Below are 19,918 nucleotides of genomic sequence, written 5' to 3'. Positions count from 1 at the left end.
CGTGAAACGCAACGATGTCATCATCAAACTGCACAGAGCCCTACTGATTGTATGCGGTCTGGCCCTGTTTGCCGTGATTGCCCTGCCGATCTGGCGCATCGAGCTGGATGCCGCACAGTATCCCGAAGGGCTTGAACTACTCATTTACAGCTATAAGCTGGATGGGCAGGTGGATATCATCAACGGGCTCAACCATTACATCGGCATGCGGACGCTGCACGCCGATGATTTCATCGAGTTTACGGTATTGCCCTACATCATCGGTGCGTATGGGCTGGCATTTATCGCTGTGGGGGCCGTCGGGCGCAGGAAACTTGTCAACATGCTTTTTGTGGCATTCCTGCTTTTCGGCATTGTCGCCATGGTCGACTTCTGGATGTGGGAGTACGATTACGGCCACCACCTCGACCCCAATGCACCCATCAAGGTACCAGGCATGGCGTACCAACCCCCGCTGATTGGGTTCAAGCAGCTGCTCAACTTCGGTGCGTTTTCCATACCGGCCGTGGGCGGCTGGATATTCGTGGTCTGCGGTGTGCTGCTTGCCTATTGTGTCTTTGCCGAGTGGCGGCTGGCTAAAAATAGTTTGAAATCATGAGAAACAAGACGATGTTCGGTCCGATAAGGGCGGTGTTGTTGCTGGCCTTTGGGTTACTGGCCTGCGGCAGCGATGGTCCCAAACCCATCAACTTCGGCAAGGACCAGTGTGCACATTGCCGAATGACGGTGAGCGATGCACGGTTCGGTACCCAATTGGCCACCAAGAAAGGTCGTGCCTATATTTTTGACGATGCGCAGTGCATGGTTGCCTTTATACAGGCGGGGAGTGTATCCCGCGAAGATGTTGCGGCATTTTACCTGCCGGATTATACCAATGACGGCAAGCTGCTGCCGGCAGAACAGCTGTTTTTGCTGAAAAGCGAATCGCTTAAAAGTCCCATGCGGGGCGATATTGCCGCCTTTGTCAACGAGGTCGATTTGGAAGCTGCCCGTAGTGAATATGGGGGCGAGGTAATCGCTTGGGACGATTTGTGGAAATAAGAATAAACATGATGAACGGATGGGTTAACTATGTGTTGAGTTTGTGTGTTTGCCTGTTGGTAGTCGGCATGCCCCGTGCCGCTACCATCAAGGTAGGCAAGCAACATGCTGTGCACACCATCACCAAAGCCCTGGAGCTGGCAGCCGACGGCGATACCATTCAGGTAGACGGCGGCGTGTACCGCGAAGGCAACATCGGCATCCGCAAACGGCTGATGCTCGTGGGTGTGGGCAATCCGGTCATCGACGGGGAGCAAAAATACGAGCCGGTGTCCGTGCATGCCCCGTATGTTGTCATCAAAGGGTTTACCATCTGCCGTTCCGGCCATTCGTCGATGAAAGACATGGCGGGTGTCAAGATTTACGACACCCATCACGTGATGATAACGGACAATGTGCTGGACGATAATTTCTTCGGCATTTACCTGCAAAATGCCCGCAATTGCACCATCCGCAACAATCGGCTGGTGGCCTATGGCAAGGCCGAACAATTGATCGGCAACGGGATACACGGCTGGAAATGCGATCGCTTGGACATAGCAGGCAACACCATCACGGGGCACCGGGACGGCATCTACCTCGAATTTGTGACACATACCGATGTGCAGGGCAACCAATCGCACCGGAATGTCCGCTATGGGTTGCATTTCATGTTTTCGCATGACAACGGTTATTACCGCAATACGTTTACCGGCAATGGGGCCGGCGTGGCGGTGATGTACACCAAGCACGTGCGGATGGAGCACAACGTGTTCAACGAAAACTGGGGCGATGCTGCGTATGGACTGCTGCTCAAGGAGATTACCGACAGCCACATCGCGGACAATACATTTGCCAAGAATACGACGGGCATCCTCATGGAGGGGAGCAACCGTATCCGTATCCAGCGCAATCGATTTGAAAACAACGGATGGGCACTGAAAATACAGGCCAGTTGCATGGACAACACCGTGACACGGAATAATTTCATCCACAACACCTTTGACGTAGCCACCAATGGTTCGCTGGTGCTCAATACCTTTGAGCGCAACTATTGGGATAAATACGAAGGATACGACCTGGATAACGATAAAGAGGGCGACGTGCCTTACCGGCCCGTCAGCCTGTATTCGATGGTGGTGGAGAAATATCCCATGGCCATGCTGCTGTTCCGCAGCTTCATGGTCACGCTGCTCGACCGTACCGAGCGGGTATTGCCCAGCCTCACACCCGAAAACCTGAAAGACGACTATCCGTTGATGCAACCTGTGGCACTATGATTACCATCCAGCACCTGTCTAAGAAGTTCGGAAAGCTCCATGTGCTCGACGACGTTTCGCTTACGCTCGAAGGGGGGCAATGCATTGCGCTCATCGGGCCCAATGGTAGCGGCAAGACCACGCTGATTAAAGCCATACTGGGCATGATTGTGCCGCAGTCGGGCAACATTACCTTCAAAGGCAAGGACATCGCCCATGAGTGGCGGTACCGCAATCAGATCGGCTACATGCCGCAGATGGGCCGATACCCCGAAAACATGACCATCGGCCAGGTATTGAATATGATGAAGGACATCCGTAAAATGCCGGAATCGGCATTGGACAACCACCTTTTCATTGCCTTTGGGCTGGATGGCATGCTGGATAAACGGATGCGTACGCTCTCCGGCGGGACGCGTCAGAAGGTGAGCGCCTGCCTGGCTTTTATGTTCAACCCCGAGGTGCTCATCCTTGATGAGCCGACGGCCGGGCTGGATCCGCTTTCGACTGAATTGCTGAAAGATAAAATCCGTGCCGAGAAGCAACAGGATAAGTTGATTGTCATTACCTCGCATGTATTGAGCGATTTGGACGATCTGGTGACGGAGGTCATCTACATGCAGGACGGTAAGCCGCTGTTCCATAAATCGCTGCAAGCGCTCAAAGCGGAAACGGGGGCCGACCGGTTATCAAAGGCGATCGCGCAGGTGATGGCTACACACGAACTGATGGAGGGAACGCTATGAACAAGATTATCAAATATGTGATAGCCGACCTGCTGAGGAGCCGTACCATCATGGTGTACACGGCGGTGTTAGCGGTGCTATCGGTCAGTGTGTTTAGCATGGAAGACAGTGCCGGCAAGGGGGTGGTGAGCTTGCTGAACATCGTGCTCTTTGTGGTGCCGTTGGTAAGCCTCCTCTTTTCCACGGTGTATCTGTACAACAGCGCGGAGTTTATCGAACTGCTGGTGAGCCAGCCGTTGCGGCGGGATACGATATGGATCAGCATCTTCGTCGGACTGGCCGTGGCCATGTCGTTGGCGTTTATGGTGGGAGTCGGGATACCGGTGGTGCTTTATGCCGCCACCGCATCGGGTGTGATGCTGATGCTCTGCGGCGCTGCATTGTCACTGATTTTTGTGTCGGTGGCCCTGTGGGCCACTGTACGGGTGCGCGACAAAGCAAGGGGCATCGGGCTGTCCATCCTCCTGTGGCTGTATTTTGCGCTATTGTTTGATGCAGTGGTGCTGTTCCTGCTGTTCCAGTTTTCGGACTATCCCATCGAAAACGGCATGGTAGCGTTATCCATGCTCAACCCGATAGACACCAGCAGGATACTGATTCTATTGCAGGTGGATGTGTCGGCCATGATGGGCTATACGGGTGCGATATTCCGCAAGTTTTTTGGCACGGATGGGGGCATGGCGATTACGGCAACAATACTGGTATTATGGACCGTGCTGCCTTTTTGGTTTTCCATAAGGTTTTTTAAGCGGAAGGATTTGTGAGGTGAAACAGGAGATATTAAATGTTAAGCAACAGACAGTAGATAATAAATAAATCAGGGGGCTGAACGCTGATAGCTGACAGCCGAATTAAACAAATAACGTCATGATAAAAACAGCATTACTGAATGTCACCCGGATTGAACCCCGGCTGAAACATCCCACGATTTTCGAGCACTTCGATGCATTGGAGCCGGGAGAAGCGTTCGTCATCTTGAACGACCATGATCCCAAGCCGCTATACTACCAACTACTGGGTGAGCGGGGGAATTTTTTTACATGGGAATACCTGGAGGCCGGCCCGGAATGGTGGCGCGTGCGGATTGCCAAACCTGTAGCAGAAACCCATGAAGAAACCGTGGGCGAGATTGCCGCCAAGGACCTGCGGAAAGCGAAGGTGTTCAAGAAGCTGGGCATCGACTTCTGCTGCGGTGGGAAGCAAACACTGAAAGAGGCAACCGATGCGGTAGGACTGGACGAACAGTTGGTGCGGCAGGAACTGGAACATGCCGCCGAAATTAAAACGGAACAAGCCGGGCACGATTTCGACCGTTGGAATCCCGGTTTCCTCGCTGATTACATCTGCAATGTGCACCATCGCTATATTCGCGAGCAGGGTCCCATTATCGAACAACTCGCAGACAAGGTGGCTTTACGCCACGGCGTCGAACACCACGAGTTGCTGGCCTTGGCCGAAGGTGTGCATGCGTTCATGGCAGATTTATATAGCCATATCCAAAAGGAGGAACAGACGTTGTTTCCCATCATTAAAAAGCTTGAAGTGGGCGCGGAGGATGTATCATTGCAGGCGAGCGAAGTGGTAAAATGCATGGAAGATGAACATGAATCGGCAGGCGGTGAATTGCGCAGATTCCGTACGCTGACAAGGGACTACCAATTGCCGGCCAATGCGTGCAATTCGTATACTTACCTGTATGACCGCATTAAGGCGTTTGAGAACGATCTGTTTCAGCATATTCATTTGGAAAATAACATCCTGTTTCCCAAGACAATCACGCTGGAGAAGGAACGCTTAGCACACGGATAAGGTGATCATTAGCCAACATACTAGGATTTCGGAGCTTATCAGGGCCAATGATGCCAGCATTGAGGCCATTGCCGGACTGGCGAAACCATTGCGCAAGTTGAGAAACCCCATACTGCGCAGGTTGATGGCTCCGAGGGTGACGATAGCGGAAGCAGCCGCCATGGCGGGATGTTCGGTAGTGGATTTCAGGCAGGTATTGGAGCCTTTGGGATTTGCTTTCGTGGAGGACAGCACGGACGGTAACACGTCTCCCGCTGCCTTATTACAGGCATCCCAACTGTCGGAATGGCTTACGGCCGCCGATGATAACCACAAAGATTATTTCGATGTGCGGAAGCTTATCGACTCGGGCGACGACCCCTTAAAAGCGATCCTGCAACGGTACGGTGCCTTACCACCGGGCCATCTGTTGTGTATCATCAACTCGTTCGTCCCTTATCCCCTCATTCATCTGCTGGAGAAGAAAGGGGCGGAGTGCACTGTCGATACGAAAAGCAGCGATCTGCACTATACGTGGTTTTTCAAAGGCGTGTTAGGCAGGGAAACTGAACGTAAGCCAGCGACAAGCCCTGTGGTGATGCACGATGCTGATTCGTTTGTCCGGATAATCAACCTGTATCCTGAAAGCCGGTTGCAGCGCCTGGATGTACGGCACCTGCCCATGCCCCAGCCCATGCAAGCGGTTTTGGAGACGCTCCCGACGTTGGGATCGGATGAAGCGTTATACGTGCGGCACAAGCGCGTACCGCTCCACCTCTTGGACGCATTGGAGGGACAGCCCTATGCTATCCATATCCATGAGGTTGGGGAAGGGGACGTACAACTATTGGTAGTACGGACGGGATAAAAGGAAGAAAAGACATGACAAGTACCCCCATTGGCAAAATCCCGGCAGGCATTGCGGTGCTCCCATTTTACGGTACCGCGGCCGTGTTTTTTCTGGTCTTGTGTGTATTGATGCTGCTCGCTGCTGATGAGCTGACCAGGCATTATTTCAGTCCGCATGTACTGGCAATCGTGCATACAGCGGCATTGGGATGGGGTACGATGGTCATTTTCGGAGCAGCCTACCAGCTACTGCCTGTCATTTGTGAGCGCGACTTGTTCAGCATCCCAATGGCCGTGGCTTCCTATTGCTTGCTGACCGTGGGCACGTTGTTGATGGTATGGTCATTTTGGGGGTTCCGTGTGAGAGTAAGCCTGATTTGGGGTGGGGCCCTTGTAGTCGCTTCGACGCTGCTATATGGGATAAACGCTTGCGGCACGGCATTTTCGTCGCGGCAGCTCGGCATTCATCGACTTTTCATGATGGTTTCTGCCCTGTGGCTGCTTATTACGGCGGTCATCGGGCTTTTATTGGCCATTAATCTGTCACATACCTTTATCCCCCGGCCTCACGTGGATGTACTGAAGCTCCATGCCCATGCCGGGCTTGCCGGCTGGTTCCTGCAATTGATTACCGGAGTAAGCGCCAAGCTCGTCCCGATGTTTCTTTTGGGAAAATCGAAGAAGACCTGGCTGCTCTATGCTGCACTCCTGCTTCAAAACATGGGACTGGTGCTTTTCCTTGCGGATGGCTATTTCAATCCGATCACCGGTAAGATGCTGTGGTACGCCGGTATCGTGGGGCTTGGCACACTGGCTTGGCTTGGCTACTTGGTGGATACCTACTGCCATCGTCTACGCAAGAAGGTGGAGACGTTGATGCGGCATACGGCGGTTTCGTTTGGCTACCTGATTGCGGGGTTTATCCTGCTTCCCATGGCCTATCATGCAGCTGATGTCCGGTGGGCTACCCTGTATGGTACGTTTCTCTTTTTAGGCTGGATTACGGGTATCATACTGGGCAAGACGTTCAAGACATTGCCGTTTATCGTATGGAATATCCGCTATCAGCAGCTGCATGGCAAAGCGCATGTACCTTTACCAAAACAATTGTATAACGAGCGGCTCACCATTTATCAATTCTACTTATATTTAGGTGCGTTTTCGTCGTTGGTAATCGGAATGGTGACCAATGAAACGTGGGTGATACGCACGGCATTGTTCCTATGGCTGGCACTCGCGGTCATTTACCTTGTCAATGTGGTCAAGGTTCTTTTTCATAAACCGGTATTTCATCATGGAACTATCACTTAGCAGCCCTTATGTGGCAGAATACGTGAAGGCGCAGACCGCGCTGATGCAAGTCATCGATCCGGAGCTGTCCGTCAACATCATCGATCTGGGATTGTTGTACGGAATCGATTTTTCCGATGCCGGCAAGGCGGTGGTCACCATGACCTTATCCACACCCTATTGCCCGATGGGCGATGCCATCCAAAGCGGGGTGGTAAATGTATTGAAGGCTTGTTTTCCGGATAGGGAGGTCGAAATAAATCTGGTATGGGAACCCGAATGGAATTACGATCGGATTTCGGAATCGGGCAAGGCGCAATTGGGGTTGATTTGATTTGCCTGTGATATTGAAAGAAGTGCTGGATTTCTCCCGCGGACATATCCACATCTGATTCCTGATGTGGATATCTTTTTTCCATTAATTGTGAGCCTCGTCATAAAACGGCCCGTCAGTGAGGGGTACTTTTGTAGGTAAGATTTCATTTACCGGGTACATTATGGAAAAATACGTCATCAAACGAAACGGGGCTTACGAGCCATTCATGCCTTACAAAATCAGGGACGCGATAGAAAAGGGGTTCCAAAGTGTTTCCATGCCACCGGACAACGGTGTATTTGCAGCAGTGATGCACGTATTGGACGGTAAGGACACGTGGGCGGTGGAGGAGATACAAGACCATATCGAAAAGGTGCTTTATGAACGACAATATTTCGAAACCATGCGTTCGTTTATGCTGTACCGCCACACACGTAAACTCCAGCGCGAACACATCGGTGGCTTTAATGAGGATACGACGTATGTTGACAGCACGCAGGCCATCGAGGAATACATCCGGCAGACGGACTGGCGTATCAATGCCAATGCCAATACCTCGTATTCCAACGCTGGACTGGTAAACAACACGGCAGGGAAAATCATTGCCAACTATTGGCTGGATAATGTATATAGCAAGGAAGAGGGATATGCCCATCGCAATGGTGATATCCACATCCACGACCTCGACTGCCTCACGGGCTACTGCGCGGGGTGGAGCTTGCGTGTATTGCTCAACGAAGGCTTCAATGGCGTGCGTGGCAGGGTGGAAAGCCGGCCGCCGTCCCATTTCAGGGAGGCACTGGGCCAGATGGCCAATTTTCTGGGTATCCTGCAAAGCGAATGGGCCGGTGCGCAGGCATTCAGCTCATTTGACACGTACCTAGCGCCGTATGTATTTAAAGATCGTTTGCCCTACGTCGAAGTGCTGAAAGCCGTGCGCAGTTTTGTGTACAACCTCAATGTGCCTGCACGTTGGGGGCAGTCACCTTTCACCAACATTACGCTGGACTGGAACGTACCGGATGATTTGAAAGAGCAGATCCCAACCAAACAAGATAAGCACCTATTTGCCGATGCGCGGGATGCCGAACTGCTGCACCTGGCGCGCCGCAGGGGTGTGATGTCACTGGAAGATTTATGTTATAAGCATTTCCAACGGGAGATGGATATGATTAACAAGGCCTATTACACTGTGATGACGGAAGGCGACGCCAATGGCCAACCCTTTACATTTCCGATTCCTACCGTGAACATCACGGAACATTTCGACTGGGAGAGTGAAAACGCGACCTTGTTATTTGAGAATACGGCCAAAATAGGCTCTTCGTATTTCCAGAATTTCGTAGGGAGCCAGTACATGACGGATACATCGGGCAATCGGGTGGAAAACCCAGAGGCCTATAAGCCTAATGCCGTACGAAGCATGTGCTGCCGGCTGCAACTGGATTTGCGGGAGCTGCTCAAGCGCGGTAATGGCTTATTTGGCAGTGCCGAGATGACGGGCAGTATCGGTGTGGTAACCATCAATATGGCCCGCCTGGGCTACCTGTACCGTGGCGATAAGGAGGGGATCTACCGGAGACTGGATCATTGGCTGGACATCGCCAAATCCACTCTGGAGAAGAAACGACGGTTTATCCAAGAAATGTACGACAGGGGATTGTATCCTTATACCAAACGGTACCTTCCCCATTTCCGCAATCATTTTTCGACCATTGGCGTCAACGGCATGAATGAGATGATCCGGAATTTCACGGATGACAGGGATTGCATCACGTCGGACAGCGGCATCGCTTTTGCCGCCGCACTACTGGAGCATATACGTAGGCGTATGCGCGAATTTCAGGAAAGTACAGGCAATTTGTATAACCTGGAAGCTACACCTGCTGAGGGAACAACCTACCGCTTTGCCAAGGAAGATAAGAAGCGGTTCCCCGATATCCTGCAAGCGGGCTATGGCGAGCATATCTACTATACCAACAGTTCGCAGCTGCCGGTGGATTATACGGAAGATCCGTTTGAGGCGCTGCTGTTGCAGGACGATTTGCAATGCAAATACACCGGAGGTACGGTGCTGCACCTGTATATGAGCGAACGGGTCAGTTCGCCCGATGCCTGTCGCAATTTCGTGCGTGGAGTCATCTCCAACTTTAAATTGCCCTATATCACCGTGACACCGGTATTCAGCATCTGCCCGGTACACGGCTACCTCAACGGTGAACACGAATACTGTCCGAAATGTGACGAACTTATTTTAGCGACTCATCAAAAACAAATAACCCATGAACATACAACAGCAAGATGACCTGATTTTGCAACAAAACCAGGAAAGACGGAGTAAATGTTTGGTTTACACCCGCGTGATGGGCTACCATCGCCCCGTGGAAAGCTTCAACATCGGTAAAAAGGGCGAACACGGGCAACGCCGGCATTTTGCCGAGAAAGATGCCTACGCCCATCTATAGCATCACGCCCTTCACCTTGCTGGATTATCCCGGCAAGACCGCCTGCATCCTATGGTTTGCGGGGTGCAATATGCGCTGTGTCTATTGCTATAACCCGGATATTGTGCTGGGCAAGGGCCGCATAGGCATACCCGATGCCTTGCGGTTCCTGCGGGCACGGCAGGGATTGCTGCAAGGTGTAGTGCTGAGCGGCGGTGAGTGTACCTTGCATGCGGATATCGTGTCCCTGGCGCGGACGGCAAAGGAATATGGTTTTGACATAAAAATAGATACCAACGGTTCGCGGCCGGGCGTGCTGGCGGCACTGGCAAAGCAGGGATTGGTGGACTACGTGGCACTTGATTTCAAAGCACTTGCGGGCCGGTACCGTGCCATTACCCATTCGGATTTGTTTCCTGCATTTGAAGCGAGCTTGTCACTGCTTATGGCAGCCGGGGTGCCCTTTGAGGTGCGTACCACCGTGCACAGCGAGTTGATCAGTGTGGAAGATTTGCAGGCAATGGTCCAGTTTTTGCAACAGGCGGGTTACACCGGTTCGTATTACCTCCAGCATTATGTAAACGGTGTGCCGGTGCTGGGCATGTTGGGCCGATCCGTAAAAAACAAGTACCTATCGACGTTGTTTACCGATAGCATACAAGTGGTGGTGCGCGAGTGATCTGCTCCTTTCTGGTTACTAAGGAGCTATCTGCTTATGACCAGCACGCCTACTAATAGTGAATATATAGGGAAGTTATAAGAAGATTGTAGGGACTTTATAGGGGCAAATCCCTATAAACTACGAATAACCTATCTATTAGTTAACAATAACTATAAGAGTTGGTGACAATGTAATAGGACCTTGGAGAGCGGAAAGGGCAGATTGTGTCTTGATCAACTTTTGAAAATGATTCTCGTCACATCAGCTTAAATAAGGTGTCTTTGATTTCTGTATGCAGAAATGCTTGTGTAACTTAGTGTTATCAATTGCTGAGTGTTCCTCGGCATCAGGAAAGCAAACTTAATTGTTCACACCATTTCTTCACTAAGAGGGAATATTAAAAAACCAGTTATCATGAAAGCTCTCGTATTTCACGGCGACCACAACATTGCGTTGGAAGACAAACCGGTACCCGCCATTCAGAAACCAACTGACGTTATCGTCAAGATGCTGAAAACCACCATATGCGGAACGGATTTGGGCATTTATAAAGGAAAAAATCCGGAAGTGGAAGATGGCCGTATCCTGGGACATGAAGGGATCGGTATCGTGGAGGAAGTAGGTGAGGGGGTACGGCAGTATAAAAAGGGAGATAAAGTATTGATCTCGTGTATCACATCCTGCGGCTCCTGCGAAAGCTGTAAAAAGCAATTGTATGCGCATTGCAAAGATGGCGGTTGGATTTTGGGGCACCTTATCGACGGCACGCAGGCTGAGTATGTGCGTATACCTCATGCAGACAACAGTCTGTTTAAATTGCCTGCGGCAATTGATGATGAAATAGCGGTATTACTTAGCGATATCCTGCCCACCGGGCATGAGATTGGCGTACAATATGGCAATGTACGGCCCGGCGATACCATTGCCATCGTAGGGGGTGGCCCCATCGGTATGTCGGTGCTGTTGACTGCCCAGTTTTATTCACCTTCTACCATCATCGTGGTGGATATGGACGACAACCGCCTGGCCTTGGCGAAAGAAATGGGGGCTACTCATACCATCAATTCGGGGCAGGAAAATGCAGTGGACGCAATATTGGCTATTGCCGGCGAAGGCGTGGACGTAGCCATCGAAGCGGTGGGGCTACCGCAGACTTGGGATATCTGCCAGCGCATCGTCCGGCCGGGTGGACATATCGCCAACGTGGGCGTGCATGGCAAGAAAGTGGATTTCGAAATCCAGGAGCTTTGGATAAAGAACCTCACCATCACCACGGGTTTGGTCAATACCAACACCACCCCGATGCTTATCAAGGCGGTTTCGGCCAACCGGTTCGACTTGTCTAAGCTGATCACCCACCGGTTTGGGCTGGACGAGGTTGAAAAGGCCTATGATGTATTTTTGAACGCCTCCCGGGAAAAGGCGATGAAAATCATCGTGAATAATTAAGCGTGGAAAACAAAACCGCCCGAAGCCGGTCAGGCTTCAGGCGGTTTTGTTTGCTTCGGGAATATGCCCTACTTACTCAGATACATGGACTTCTTGGCATACATCTCCCGGAAAAACGGGTCGTCCAAGTCTTTGATGAAACGGATAGCCTCACCTGTCGACTTCATTTCAGGCCCCAATTGCTTGTCTACGTCGGGGAACTTATCGAAAGAGAAGATAGGTTCCTTGATGGCATAGCCGGTGAGCTTGCGTTCGATGTTGAAGTCTTTCAGTTTATTAACGCCCAACATGATCTTGGTGGCAATGTTAATATAGGGCACGTCGTACGCCTTGGCAATGAAGGGTACAGTGCGTGATGCCCGTGGATTGGCTTCGATGACATATACCTTTTCGTCCTTGACGGCAAACTGGATGTTGAGCAACCCCCGTACATGAAGTGCCTTGGCAAGCTTGATGGTGTATTCTTCCATCTGGCGTTGCACATTTTCGGAGAGGCTGAACGGCGGGAGCACGGCACTTGAATCGCCGGAGTGGATACCCGCAGGTTCAATGTGTTCCATCATGCCGATGATGTGCACATCTTCACCATCGCAGATGGAATCGGACTCGGCCTCCTCGGCACGGTCAAGGAAATGATCGATGAGTACACGGTTGCCGGGAAGGTTGCGCAGCAGCTTCACTACGGCCCTTTCGAGTTCCTCATCGTTGATGACGATGCTCATGCGCTCGCCGCCCAGCACATAACTCGGGCGAACAAGCACCGGATAGCCGACTTCTTTGGCTACTTTCAGGGCTTCTTCGGCGCTCTCCGCGACACCATACCTGGGATAGGGGATGTCCAGTGATTTGAGCAGGTCGGAGAAGCGACCGCGGTCTTCGGCCAAATCCATGTCCTTGAATGAGGTACCGATGATTTTGATGCCATTGGATTCCAGCTGCTCGGCCATTTTCAGGGCGGTCTGGCCGCCTAATTGCACGATTACGCCTTCGGGTTTCTCCAATTCAATGATTTCGCGGACATGCTCCCAATAGACGGGTTCAAAGTACAACTTGTCTGCCATGTTGAAATCCGTGGATACCGTCTCGGGATTGCAGTTTATCATGATGGACTCGTATCCGGCTTCCTTGGCCGCGAGTAGGCCGTGCACGCAGGAATAGTCAAATTCTATGCCCTGCCCAATGCGGTTGGGGCCTGAGCCGAGGACAATGATTTTCTTCTTGTCAGATACAACGGACTCATTCTCTTCTTCAAAAGTGGAGTAATAATAAGGTGTCTGTGCTTGAAATTCAGCAGCACAAGTATCCACCATTTTGTAAACCCGCCGTATGCCCAGTTCTTTGCGTCTGTCATAGACCTCATCTGCTGTGACATTGCCTAACAGCCAAGCAATCTGTTCGTCCGAGTATCCCTTTTGTTTGAGTGTAAGGAAGAAATCCTTAGGAATGTTATTCAATTGGTAACGACGCAACTCGGCTTCCAGGTGTACCAACTCTTGGATTTGCAGCAAAAACCACTTATCAATGTGGGTAGCTTTGCGGATAGACTCCAATGGGACACCCAGTTCAAAGGCGTCCTTAATGTGGAAGAGGCGATCGCTGCTGGGATGCTCAAGGCTATGCATGATTTCTTCCAGGTTGCGGAGCTGCTTGCCATCGGCACCAAGGCCATGGCGGCCGGTTTCCAAGCTCTGGCAGGCTTTCTGCAAGGCCTCAATGAAGGTGCGGCCGATGGCCATGACTTCACCCACTGATTTCATCTGCAGGCCAAGCTCACGGTTGGCACCCTTGAATTTAGCGAAGTTCCAGCGTGGCACCTTCACGATGACGTAATCCAGCGTAGGCTCGAAATATGCTGAGGTGGTCTTGGTGATCTGGTTTTCCAGTTCATCAAGGTTGTAACCAATGGCCAACTTCGACGCAATCTTGGCGATGGGATACCCAGTCGCTTTGGAAGCCAGTGCCGACGAACGTGACACGCGTGGGTTAATCTCGATAGCGATGATGTCTTCGTTTTCCGGATTCACCGAAAACTGCACGTTGCAGCCCCCGGCGAAGTTGCCGATGGCACGCATCATCCGGATAGCTTGGTTGCGCATTTGTTGGTAGCAACGGTCACTGAGCGTCATGCCGGGCGCTACCGTAATGGAGTCGCCGGTATGGATGCCCATCGGGTCGAAGTTTTCGATGGTACAGATGATGATGACGTTGTCATTTCCGTCACGCAACAATTCCAACTCAAACTCTTTCCAGCCCAGTACAGCTTGTTCGACCAGCACCTCATGGGTAGGAGAGGCCTGTAGCCCGCGACTGAGGGCAGCTTCAAATTCTTCTTTCTTATGTACAAAACCGCCCCCGGTGCCGCCTAAGGTATAAGATGGACGGATGACTAAGGGAAAACCGATTTCTTGGGCGGCTTCTTTTCCTTCCAAAAAGGAGTTGGCGATTTTTGACCGGGCAACGCCCACGCCGATTTCTACCATCAGTTTTCGGAATTCCTCCCGGTTTTCCGTTTTTTCAATGGCGGCTACATCTACACCGATGACCTGTACATTGTATTTTGTCCAAAGGCCACGCTCGTCCGCTTCGATACACAGGTTGAGTGCTGTCTGACCGCCCATGGTGGGTAATACGGCATCAATGTGCCGTTCTTGGAGAATCTTTTCAATGCTCTCACAGGTGAGTGGCAATAAATAGACATGGTCGGCAATGACTTTGTCCGTCATAATGGTGGCCGGATTGGAGTTGATAATGGATACTTCAATCCCCTCCTCTTTCAGTGAAAGCGCCGCCTGGGAGCCGGAATAGTCAAATTCGCAGGCTTGTCCGATGACAATGGGGCCTGAGCCGATAATCAAAACAGAATTGATGGAAGTGTTTCTGGGCATTATATGGTGAAAAACGTTAACAATGTTTCAACAATACTACGATGCCAAAACAGCGAGAATGCCTGGGATTATTCGGGTAGGATATTCCGACTGTTTTGTCGGAGTGCAAAGGTATACTTTTTTTGCGGAATAATCCGTGAATAATTTTCAATATCTCATACCGCTGGTCTATAGGTTTATTTTGCTGTTTCATTGGTTTAATTTTGGGGATTTGTTTTTCGTCATTAGTGTAATTTGGTATAATAGTTTACCTTTGGCGACAGGTATAAATAGGATTAAGATGAAACCGCCATGATTAAATCATGACAGCTTCATCGCCATTGAAGAAAAAATGAAACAGATGAAAATTAGATTGTTATTATCAGCTCTTTTTTTGGTTTGCGCGACGGCATCATTCGCACAAAGCGAGTATAATCGGTCGGTCGGGTTGCGATTCGGTTCTGGCCATTATGATTGGGTTGCGGCATCGTATAAGATGTTCATTGCCGAACCTGTGGCCTTGGAGTTTAATCTTGGGTTTAGCGGGGCTGATAGAAGATGGGGTGGGAATGACTGGGATTGGTCGTCGTTAGCGTTATCGGGTACTTATCAATATCATTTTGATATTCCGGAGGTGCCGGGACTAAAATGGTTTGTCGGTGGAGGGATGTCCCTTTATACAGCATTTTCTGATTTGGATGATTTCCAAGGGTTCGGTGCGGGCATCTACCCGACAGGTGGGGCCGATTATAAGTTTGATAACATCCCATTAAACCTGTCAGCTGATTTGAGACCGACGATTTATATTGACGGACTGAAGCAGCGGGGAAACTTTTTCCCGAACCTGGGAGTAGCTGCCCGATATACCTTTTAGCCATTTGGCAATCGAAGGTTTTTAATCGTATTGCCATTAGCATATAGCGCTGATGGCAATTTTTTTATCTTGTGCCGATAACAGATGAAGCATGATAGTGGCCAATTGATTAAAATAGCGGTAGTAGGCCCCGAGTCTACCGGCAAATCAACCATTGCCGAGCAATTGGCCAGGTATTATGGTACGGTATGCGTGCCGGAGTATGCAAGGGAATACTGCAAGTACCTGAATCGTGAATACACATTGCAGGACGAGTTGAATATGTTTTACGGGCAGCTGGCATTGGAACGTAGTTTGGTGCCGCTTGCTCAAAACAACCTATTGGTATGTGACACGATGATACTCACGATCAAAGTATGGTGCGACCACCTGTTTGACTACACACCGGACGCCGTACTTGAAGCGCTCCAAACCATGCAGTATGATTATTACCTGCTGATGGATATTGACTTGCCATGGGTGGATGATCCGTTGCGGGATTTTCCGAATCTACGGAAACATTTTATGGAAGTATGGCATACGGAGTTGCAAGCCATTCATGCAAACTATGTGGTGGTATCCGGCTTGGGCGTGGATAGGTTCGCGAATGCGTTGGCAGCAATTAATCACTACCTTAAATCGCACGAAGCCACGAAGTGAGTAATACACTTGCCTCTGTGGCTTCGTGCGATTTAAAGATGTTCTTTTGCGTGAAATACCCTTTAATAGCGGTAATGATCCGGCTTATACGGGCCTTCCACGGGCACACCGATGTATTCGGCTTGATGCTCATCAAGCGTTTCCAACTCCACGCCAATTTTAGCAAGGTGTAACCGGGCTACTTTTTCATCAAGGTGCTTGGGTAACGTATAAACTTGGTTTTCGTAGTTTTCACTGTTGGTCCACAACTCAATTTGAGCCAGTGTCTGGTTGGTGAATGAGTTGCTCATCACAAATGAAGGGTGCCCAGTGGCACAGCCCAGGTTGACCAGCCGCCCTTCGGCCAGCAGGATGATATCTTTACCGTCAATCGTGTATTTATCCACTTGCGGTTTAATTTCTACCTTGGTATCCCCATAGTTTGTGTTGAGCCAAGCGACGTCGATTTCATTATCGAAATGGCCAATGTTACAGACCACCGCTTTATCTTTCATGGTCTTGAAGTGTTCTGGGCGAACGATGTCACGATTGCCGGTGGCAGTCACGATGATATCCGCTTCTTGGACGGCATGGGCAAATTTCTTCACTTCATAGCCCTCCATGGCAGCTTGAAGGGCACAAATGGGATCAATTTCAGTGACGATAACCCGTACCCCTGCGCTGCGGAGTGACTCTGCGGAGCCCTTACCTACGTCGCCGTACCCGGCTACCACGGCTACTTTGCCAGCCAACATGAGGTCTGTGGCACGGCGGATGGCATCTACCAACGATTCGCGGCAGCCATATTTGTTGTCGAATTTGGATTTGGTAACGGAGTCATTGACGTTGATGGCTGGCAGGTGTAGGGTGCCATTTTTCATGCGTTCGTAAAGGCGGTGTACGCCTGTGGTGGTTTCCTCAGATAATCCTTTTATGCCACTAATCAATTCGGGATATTTATCGAAGACCATATTGGTAAGGTCACCGCCATCATCCAATATCATGTTGAGCGGCTTACGCTCCTCACCAAAAAATAACGTTTGCTCGATGCACCAGTTGAACTCTTCTTCCGTCATGCCTTTCCATGCATATACCGGTATACCTGTGGCGGCGATGGCAGCAGCGGCATGATCCTGGGTAGAGAAAATGTTGCAGGATGACCAAGTGACCTCAGCACCAAGTTCGATAAGCGTTTCGATAAGCACGGCCGTTTGAATGGTCATATGCAAGCATCCGGCGATGCGGGCGCCCTTCAGCGGCTTAGCAGCACCAAATTCTTCACGGAGCGCCATAAGGCCCGGCATTTCTGCCTCGGCGAGTTCGATTTCTTTGCGACCCCATTCGGCGAGATCGATATTCTTTACTTTATATGGGATGTATGTGGCGGCTACTGACATGGTATTGAAACGTTTACTTTTAATGATTATGATGAATAATAGCGGGCAAAGATAGCTGTTTTTAAAACGAATAACAAGCGGAGCCTGTGCACTGGCCTGCAAATTCTGACATTCATTTGAAGCTCGGGATTTGCTTAAGGAGTTACTGTGCCTTATCTTTGCATTTTAATTGGATTTACAAACTAAATAGAAAGGACTGAACACGATGTATCCCGAATACTTGGTAGCGCCGATGCGCAAAGAGCTGACCGATGTCGGCTTTGAAGAATTGAAAACCCCGGAAGAAGTTGATACGGCCATTAAGCAGGAAGGGACCGTATTTGTAGTGGTAAATTCCGTATGCGGTTGTGCAGCGGCTAACGCACGCCCAGCTGCTATCACTGCGGTTAAAAACGAAAAACGTCCTGGTAAAACGGTGACTGTGTTTGCTGGTATGGAAAAAGACGCGGTGGACAAAGCCCGTTCTTATATGTTGCCTTACCCGCCTTCCTCACCCGCCATGGCGCTGTTTAAAGATGGTAAGCTGGTACATATGATTGAAAGGCACCAGATTGAAGGCCGTCCGGCTCAGATGATTGCCGATAACCTGGTGGCAGCGTTCGACGAATATTGCTAATTTCTTTTGTTGCTTTTTTAAATTTTTGAATTATAAAAAAATCCCGGCATGCCAGCCGGGATTTTTTTGGTGTTTTATATCCCTATTTGTTGTTTAGTATTCGATTGGTACGTTCAGCTCTACGCGGCTGCCGCGCTGCGGTACACCCACAATGCGTACAATGCCTCTTTGGGAGTCGGCTAGTGCCGCTTCTACGTCATCTGCGCTGTTTACCGGTTTGCCATTGATGTGTGTAATAACCAAGCCGCGCTGTACGTTGAAATAGTCAAACAGTCCGCCTTGATGAACTTGGGTAACCACTACACCGGAAGAAATGCCCAATTCTTTTTTCTTGGCGTCGGTAGCGGGTACAAATCCAGCACCCAACTTATTGTAGATTTCAGTAGCGCTGCGTTTTGCCTCACTTTCTTCTTTTGCACTCTCCGTTGCACGGGTGTCTTCTTTAAGCGTCACGGTCACCTCGCGCTCCTTGTTATCCCGTTTGTAAGTAAGTCTGACCTTATCGCCAGGACGCAATCGGTATACGCGCTCTTGTAAATCGGAGGAAGAAGCGATGACACGACCGTCCAGCTTGGTAATGATGTCGCCTTTTTTAAGGCCGGCATCTTCCGCTGCGCCGCTTGGAACAACATCGTTGACATAAAGGCCGTTTACATCGCTTATTTCCAGTTCTTTGGCAGTTGCGGGATTAAGCTCCGTAAAGGAGATGCCTATTAAGCCCCGTTTCACCATGCCGAATTTGATAAAGTCGTCGGCAATTTTCTTAACGAGGTTGACAGGCACCGCAAAGCCATATCCAGCATAGGTGCCCGTTGGGGTCATAATGTTGGAGTTGATGCCGATAAGTTCGCCATTGGCATTGACCAAGGGGCCGCCACTATTTCCTTTGTTGATGACGGCATCAGTCTGTATGAACGATTCTACGGCTGTATTCAGCAGGGGCTCTTCGCTGGATTGCGGATAACCCCGTTGCTGGTACTGGCGTTGCTGCAATTCGCGGGCAATGATGCCGGTGGAGCGCCCGGTGGCGCTGACGATACCTGCCGTCACCGTTGATTCCAGCCCCAGCGGATAGCCTACAGCCAATACCCACTCGCCAATGCGCACATCATCTGAATCGCCGAAGCGTACAAAAGGAAGCCCTTTTTCGCTGATTTTGATCAAAGCGAGATCCGTGTTCGGATCACGGCCAATGATTTTTGCTTCTACTACGCGCTTGTCGGTTAGTTGTACCTCGATTTTGTTGGCATCTTCCACCACGTGGTTGTTGGTGACGATATAGCCATCCTCAGAGATAATCACGCCAGATCCGGTAGCTTGGGCAGGCGGTTGCGAACGCTGTTGCCGCTGTCGGGGCATGCCAAAAAATTCTTCGAATAAATCCATTGGGTCTTCTCCACCGCCAGATCCTCTTTGGCGTCCGGGGTACGTCGTTGTAATGTGTACGACCGCTGGTGCAACCATCGCTGCCGCTTGGGTGAAATCCGGATTTCCTGTAGACGAAACCACATTTGGGACCGGATTGCTGGCATAATGCAATTGTTGCCGTTCTTCAAATGACATCTTACTTTCCTGTTTGTGCTCAAACAGTTTATAACCGCCCACAGCTATCAAGCCTCCTACAAGTGCGGTTAAGAATGTTAATCCTAATTTTTTCATCTTAATTCCTATCGTTATAAGTCGAAATTTTGCTTTTCGTAAAAAGCTGTTCAAATGTAATACCATTT

General features: G+C 50.4%; 19 protein-coding genes. 16 read left to right on the top strand and 3 right to left on the bottom strand.

Features of this window, described 5'->3' with window-relative positions; all coding sequences use genetic code 11:
• Position 1: 1 nt before the first annotated feature.
• The 13 genes from BMW65_RS16750 (at position 2) to BMW65_RS16690 (ending at position 11,822) form a co-directional block, all read left to right on the top strand.
• Entirely contained in the window at positions 2 to 598 is a 597-nt protein-coding gene (locus BMW65_RS16750) for a hypothetical protein (RefSeq protein ID WP_177181173.1), read from the top strand.
• Complete coding sequence (locus BMW65_RS16745) at positions 595 to 1,041, top strand: nitrous oxide reductase accessory protein NosL (RefSeq protein ID WP_090607108.1); 447 nt, start codon at positions 595 to 597, stop codon at positions 1,039 to 1,041. The genes BMW65_RS16750 and BMW65_RS16745 overlap by 4 nt, the downstream gene beginning before the upstream one ends.
• An 8-nt stretch (positions 1,042 to 1,049) precedes the next feature.
• Entirely contained in the window at positions 1,050 to 2,300 is a 1,251-nt protein-coding gene (locus BMW65_RS16740) for a nitrous oxide reductase family maturation protein NosD (protein ID WP_090607106.1), read from the top strand.
• Positions 2,297 to 3,025: an ABC transporter ATP-binding protein gene (locus BMW65_RS16735; RefSeq protein WP_090607105.1), complete on the top strand. Its 729-nt coding sequence runs from the start codon at positions 2,297 to 2,299 to the stop codon at positions 3,023 to 3,025. Before BMW65_RS16740 ends, BMW65_RS16735 begins: the two co-directional genes overlap by 4 nt.
• Entirely contained in the window at positions 3,022 to 3,789 is a 768-nt protein-coding gene (locus BMW65_RS16730) for an ABC transporter permease subunit (RefSeq protein ID WP_090607103.1), read from the top strand. Before BMW65_RS16735 ends, BMW65_RS16730 begins: the two co-directional genes overlap by 4 nt.
• 103 nt (positions 3,790 to 3,892) lie before the next feature.
• On the top strand, positions 3,893 to 4,834 hold the full coding sequence (gene ric, locus BMW65_RS16725; RefSeq protein WP_090607101.1) for an iron-sulfur cluster repair di-iron protein: 942 nt from the start codon (positions 3,893 to 3,895) through the stop codon (positions 4,832 to 4,834).
• Position 4,835: 1 nt separating this feature from the next.
• The gene (locus BMW65_RS16720) at positions 4,836 to 5,681 is read left to right on the top strand and encodes a DUF2249 domain-containing protein (protein ID WP_090607100.1); all 846 of its coding nucleotides are present in this window, start codon (positions 4,836 to 4,838) and stop codon (positions 5,679 to 5,681) included.
• A 14-nt stretch (positions 5,682 to 5,695) separates the two neighbouring features.
• Entirely contained in the window at positions 5,696 to 6,973 is a 1,278-nt protein-coding gene (locus BMW65_RS16715; RefSeq protein WP_090607099.1) for a hypothetical protein, read from the top strand.
• A complete protein-coding gene (locus BMW65_RS16710; RefSeq protein ID WP_090607098.1) occupies positions 6,957 to 7,286 on the top strand; it encodes a metal-sulfur cluster assembly factor in 330 nt (109 codons plus the stop codon). Before BMW65_RS16715 ends, BMW65_RS16710 begins: the two co-directional genes overlap by 17 nt.
• Positions 7,287 to 7,449: 163 nt before the next feature.
• Entirely contained in the window at positions 7,450 to 9,573 is a 2,124-nt protein-coding gene (locus BMW65_RS16705; protein ID WP_090607097.1) for a ribonucleoside triphosphate reductase, read from the top strand.
• Positions 9,551 to 9,733, top strand: coding sequence for an anaerobic ribonucleoside-triphosphate reductase (nrdD, locus tag BMW65_RS24700; RefSeq protein WP_090607095.1), 183 nt, complete (start codon positions 9,551 to 9,553; stop codon positions 9,731 to 9,733). Before BMW65_RS16705 ends, nrdD begins: the two co-directional genes overlap by 23 nt.
• Positions 9,714 to 10,391, top strand: a complete 678-nt coding sequence (locus tag BMW65_RS16695) for an anaerobic ribonucleoside-triphosphate reductase activating protein (RefSeq protein ID WP_090607094.1) — start codon at positions 9,714 to 9,716, stop codon at positions 10,389 to 10,391. The genes nrdD and BMW65_RS16695 overlap by 20 nt, the downstream gene beginning before the upstream one ends.
• 396 nt (positions 10,392 to 10,787) lie before the next feature.
• On the top strand, positions 10,788 to 11,822 hold the full coding sequence (locus tag BMW65_RS16690) for a zinc-dependent alcohol dehydrogenase family protein (RefSeq protein ID WP_090607092.1): 1,035 nt from the start codon (positions 10,788 to 10,790) through the stop codon (positions 11,820 to 11,822).
• Positions 11,823 to 11,890: 68 nt separating this feature from the next.
• On the opposite strand, the gene carB is transcribed toward BMW65_RS16690, so the two are convergent.
• Positions 11,891 to 14,707, bottom strand: coding sequence for a carbamoyl-phosphate synthase large subunit (carB, locus tag BMW65_RS16685; protein WP_090607091.1), 2,817 nt, complete (start codon positions 14,705 to 14,707; stop codon positions 11,891 to 11,893).
• A gap of 340 nt (positions 14,708 to 15,047) precedes the next feature.
• Here carB and BMW65_RS16680 point away from each other — a divergent pair, with 340 nt between their 5' ends.
• Both BMW65_RS16680 and BMW65_RS16675 read left to right on the top strand, forming a co-directional pair.
• Complete coding sequence (locus BMW65_RS16680) at positions 15,048 to 15,560, top strand: hypothetical protein (protein WP_143053910.1); 513 nt, start codon at positions 15,048 to 15,050, stop codon at positions 15,558 to 15,560.
• Between the two features lie 84 nt (positions 15,561 to 15,644).
• Positions 15,645 to 16,199, top strand: coding sequence for an AAA family ATPase (locus BMW65_RS16675; protein ID WP_090607088.1), 555 nt, complete (start codon positions 15,645 to 15,647; stop codon positions 16,197 to 16,199).
• Positions 16,200 to 16,261: 62 nt separating this feature from the next.
• Here the strand turns inward: BMW65_RS16675 and ahcY are convergent, their stop codons facing one another.
• A complete protein-coding gene (ahcY, locus tag BMW65_RS16670; protein WP_090607086.1) occupies positions 16,262 to 17,575 on the bottom strand; it encodes an adenosylhomocysteinase in 1,314 nt (437 codons plus the stop codon).
• 205 nt (positions 17,576 to 17,780) lie between these two features.
• Between ahcY and BMW65_RS16665 the strand changes: the two genes are divergently transcribed.
• Positions 17,781 to 18,191, top strand: a complete 411-nt coding sequence (locus BMW65_RS16665; protein WP_090607085.1) for a BrxA/BrxB family bacilliredoxin — start codon at positions 17,781 to 17,783, stop codon at positions 18,189 to 18,191.
• Between the two features lie 93 nt (positions 18,192 to 18,284).
• On the opposite strand, the gene BMW65_RS16660 is transcribed toward BMW65_RS16665, so the two are convergent.
• On the bottom strand, positions 18,285 to 19,850 hold the full coding sequence (locus BMW65_RS16660; RefSeq protein ID WP_177181172.1) for a Do family serine endopeptidase: 1,566 nt from the start codon (positions 19,848 to 19,850) through the stop codon (positions 18,285 to 18,287).
• Between the last annotated feature and the right edge of the window lie 68 nt (positions 19,851 to 19,918).

The sequence above is a fragment of the Parapedobacter koreensis genome (genome assembly GCF_900109365.1).
GTDB lineage: Bacteria > Bacteroidota > Bacteroidia > Sphingobacteriales > Sphingobacteriaceae > Parapedobacter > Parapedobacter koreensis.
This window is presented reverse-complemented; position numbering and strand designations above follow the sequence as displayed.

Bases quoted from the DNA above. Each gene is read 5' to 3' on its own strand.
- BMW65_RS16705 (WP_090607097.1), top strand. From the start codon at position 7,450: ATGGAAAAATACGTCATCAAACGAAACGGGGCTTACGAGCCATTCATG.
- BMW65_RS16695 (WP_090607094.1), top strand. From the start codon at position 9,714: ATGCCTACGCCCATCTATAGCATCACGCCCTTCACCTTGCTGGATTAT.
- BMW65_RS16740 (WP_090607106.1), top strand. From the start codon at position 1,050: ATGATGAACGGATGGGTTAACTATGTGTTGAGTTTGTGTGTTTGCCTG.
- BMW65_RS16675 (WP_090607088.1), top strand. From the start codon at position 15,645: ATGAAGCATGATAGTGGCCAATTGATTAAAATAGCGGTAGTAGGCCCC.
- nrdD (WP_090607095.1), top strand. From the start codon at position 9,551: ATGAACATACAACAGCAAGATGACCTGATTTTGCAACAAAACCAGGAA.
- BMW65_RS16690 (WP_090607092.1), top strand. From the start codon at position 10,788: ATGAAAGCTCTCGTATTTCACGGCGACCACAACATTGCGTTGGAAGAC.
- BMW65_RS16730 (WP_090607103.1), top strand. From the start codon at position 3,022: ATGAACAAGATTATCAAATATGTGATAGCCGACCTGCTGAGGAGCCGT.
- carB (WP_090607091.1), bottom strand. From the start codon at position 14,707: ATGCCCAGAAACACTTCCATCAATTCTGTTTTGATTATCGGCTCAGGC.
- BMW65_RS16735 (WP_090607105.1), top strand. From the start codon at position 2,297: ATGATTACCATCCAGCACCTGTCTAAGAAGTTCGGAAAGCTCCATGTG.
- BMW65_RS16745 (WP_090607108.1), top strand. From the start codon at position 595: ATGAGAAACAAGACGATGTTCGGTCCGATAAGGGCGGTGTTGTTGCTG.
- BMW65_RS16665 (WP_090607085.1), top strand. From the start codon at position 17,781: ATGTATCCCGAATACTTGGTAGCGCCGATGCGCAAAGAGCTGACCGAT.
- BMW65_RS16660 (WP_177181172.1), bottom strand. From the start codon at position 19,850: ATGAAAAAATTAGGATTAACATTCTTAACCGCACTTGTAGGAGGCTTG.
- ahcY (WP_090607086.1), bottom strand. From the start codon at position 17,575: ATGTCAGTAGCCGCCACATACATCCCATATAAAGTAAAGAATATCGAT.
- BMW65_RS16715 (WP_090607099.1), top strand. From the start codon at position 5,696: ATGACAAGTACCCCCATTGGCAAAATCCCGGCAGGCATTGCGGTGCTC.
- BMW65_RS16680 (WP_143053910.1), top strand. From the start codon at position 15,048: ATGAAAATTAGATTGTTATTATCAGCTCTTTTTTTGGTTTGCGCGACG.
- ric (WP_090607101.1), top strand. From the start codon at position 3,893: ATGATAAAAACAGCATTACTGAATGTCACCCGGATTGAACCCCGGCTG.
- BMW65_RS16710 (WP_090607098.1), top strand. From the start codon at position 6,957: ATGGAACTATCACTTAGCAGCCCTTATGTGGCAGAATACGTGAAGGCG.